Here is a 2,718-nt window from a genome sequence, read left to right as displayed (position 1 = left end):
GGTCGTGGTGATCCCGGTCGTCGAGGAGCCCGAAGAGGGCGAAGAGGGCGAAGGGGCCGAGGCCGCTGAGGGCGACGCCGAGGCTGAACGAGTATCAGGTCTGGCCCCCTGATGCGGACTGGCGGACCTGGGTGCTGCTGGGCGGGCGCGGGTCGGGCAAGACCTTTGCGGGCGGGTTCTGGATGAATGAGCTGGCGCGGGCGAAGGACCGGACCTTTGCCCTGGTGGGACCGGCGCTGCACGATGTGCGCGAGGTGATGGTCGAGGGGCCGTCGGGGTTGAAGGCGCAGGCGCCGGGCGATAACCGGCCGCGCTGGGAGGCGGGGCGGCGCAGGCTGGTCTGGCCCTCGGGCGCGGCGGCCTATGCGTTTTCGGCGGAAGACCCGGACAGTCTGCGCGGGCCGCAGTTTCATGCGGCCTGGGCGGATGAGTTCTGCGCCTGGAGGAACATCGAGGCGACGCTGTCGAACCTGAGGTTCGGGCTGCGTCCGATCCCGGCGCTGAGGCGGTTGCTGGCCGAGCCGGGGGTGGTGAAGGCGCGGCTGGCGACCAAGGACAATGCGGACAATCTGGCGCCGGGGTTCCTGGGGCATCTGCAGGCGCTCTACGCCGGGACGCGGCTGGAGGCGCAGGAGATGGAGGGGTTGGTGGTCGAGGCGGACGGCGCCCTGTTCCGGGCCGAGGATCTGGCGCGGGCGCGGGGCAACCGACCGGCGCGGTTCGAGCGGGTGGTGGTGGCGGTCGATCCGCCCGCCAGCGCCCACGGCGACGCCTGCGGGATCGTGGCGGCGGGGCGCAGGGACAGGACGGGTTATGTGCTGGCGGATCGTTCGGCGCGGGGGCTGTCGCCCGCCGGATGGGCGCGGCGCGTGGCCGAGACGGCGCGGGAGTTCGACGCCGATTTGGTGCTGGCCGAAGCCAATCAGGGCGGGGAGATGGTGCGGACCCTGCTGGGGCAGGCGGACTGTCCGGCGCAGGTGAAACTGGTCCACGCCAGCAGGAGCAAGAAGGCGCGGGCGGAGCCGGTGGCGGCGCTCTACGAGCAGGGGCGCGTGGTCCACTGCGGCGCGTTTCCGGCGCTGGAGGAAGAGATGATGGCGTTGGGGAGCGAGACGCCGGGGGCGAAGAGCCCGGACCGGGCGGATGCGCTGGTCTGGGCGCTGACGCATCTGCTGCTGGCCGGGAAGACGCAGCCGAGGTTGCGGGCGTTGTGAAGATGCGCGCTGCGTTTCTCCCTCCCCTTCATGGGGAGGGTGGTCGCGATAGCGACCGGGTGGGGAGGGCGGGTGATCTGGGCGAGGTGATGATTTGCCTTGCCGCCCCCACCCGGCTTCGCCTGCGGCTCAGCCACCCTCCCCATAAAGGGGAGGGAGAATGACGATGGAGAAACACATGGATTGGCGACGACCGTTCGGTCGGCGGCGCATGGCTGCGCCTGAAATCAAGGACAGTCGCACCGGGCCGCTGATCGCTCTGACGGGGTCAGGCCGTGCGCGGTGGACGCCGCGCGATTACGCCCATCTGGCGGACGAGGGGTTCGGGAAAAACGCCGTGGCCTATCGCTGCGTGCGGATGATCGCGGAGGCGGCGGCCTCGACGCCGCTGATGGTGATGGTCGGGGGCGTGCGGACGGCGGATCATCCGCTGGCGCGGCTGATCGACAAGCCCAATCCCGAGCAGTCGGGCGGGGAGTTGATGGAGGGGCTGTACGGCGCGCTTCAGACGGCGGGCAACGCCTATGTCGAGGCGACCGGGGACGCCGACGGGGACGGGGCGCCGGACGAACTGTGGGCGCTGCGGCCCGACCGGGTGAAGGTGGTGCCGGGCCGGGCGGGGTGGCCGGAAGCCTATGAGTATGCGGTCGGCGGGCGCGCGGTGCGGATCGCGCGGCATGGCGACGGCTGGTCGCCGGTCATGCACCTGAAGCTGTTTCACCCGACGGATGATCATTACGGATTTTCGCCGCTGGAGGCGGCCGCCTTCGCCATCGACGTGCACAATGCGTCCGGGGCCTGGAACAAGGCGCTGCTGGACAATGCGGCGCGGCCGTCAGGGGCGCTGGTCTATGGGGCCAAGGACGGGGAGCGGCTGACGGGTGAGCAGTTCGAGGCGCTGAAGGCGGAACTGGGCGAGGCCCATGCGGGGGCGAGGAACGCCGGGCGGCCGCTGTTGTTGGAGGGCGGGCTGGACTGGAAGCCGATGAGCCTGACGCCGCACGACATGGACTTCATCGCCGGCAAGCACGCGGCGGCGCGGGAGATCGCGCTGGCGTTCGGCGTGCCGCCGCAACTGTTGGGGATACCGGGCGACGCGACCTACGCCAACTATCGCGAGGCCAACGCCGCCTTCTGGCGCGGGACGGTGATCCCGCTGGTGAGGAAGGCGGCGGGGGCGATGACGGGGTGGCTGGGCGGGCGGTTTACGGACTGCCGGATCGAGCCGGACCTGGATGCGGTGCCGGCCTTGCAGGTCGAGCGGGACGCGCTGTGGGCGCGGCTGAATGCGGCCAGCTTCCTGACGGATGAGGAGCGGCGACGGATGGCGGGGGTGGAGGCATGACGGATTGGAAGAAGGCGCCCGTCGCCCTGATCGCGGCCTTGCTGGTGCAGACCATTGGCGGGCTGGTGTGGGCGGGCGGGGCGGCGGCGCGGATCGCGACGCTGGAACAGCGGGTGGACGAGCAGAGGCTGGTCGCCGAACGGCTGGCGCGGCTGGAGG

Annotated in this window: 2 protein-coding genes; both read left to right on the top strand. The window is 71.3% G+C overall.

Translation table 11 applies throughout. The features are described from left to right. Positions 1 to 131: 131 nt before the first annotated feature. Positions 132 to 1,214 (top strand): terminase large subunit domain-containing protein, encoded by a 1,083-nt coding sequence (locus RT567_RS12315; RefSeq protein WP_313576619.1) that lies wholly within the window; start codon positions 132 to 134, stop codon positions 1,212 to 1,214. A gap of 166 nt (positions 1,215 to 1,380) precedes the next feature. Continuing rightward, positions 1,381 to 2,559: a phage portal protein gene (locus RT567_RS12310; protein ID WP_313576620.1), complete on the top strand. Its 1,179-nt coding sequence runs from the start codon at positions 1,381 to 1,383 to the stop codon at positions 2,557 to 2,559. Positions 2,560 to 2,718 lie beyond the last annotated feature (159 nt).

It is taken from the genome of Brevundimonas sp. (assembly GCF_032107865.1).
Taxonomy (GTDB): domain Bacteria; phylum Pseudomonadota; class Alphaproteobacteria; order Caulobacterales; family Caulobacteraceae; genus Brevundimonas.
This window is presented reverse-complemented; position numbering and strand designations above follow the sequence as displayed.

Bases quoted from the DNA above. Each gene is read 5' to 3' on its own strand.
- RT567_RS12310 (WP_313576620.1), top strand. From the start codon at position 1,381: ATGGAGAAACACATGGATTGGCGACGACCGTTCGGTCGGCGGCGCATG.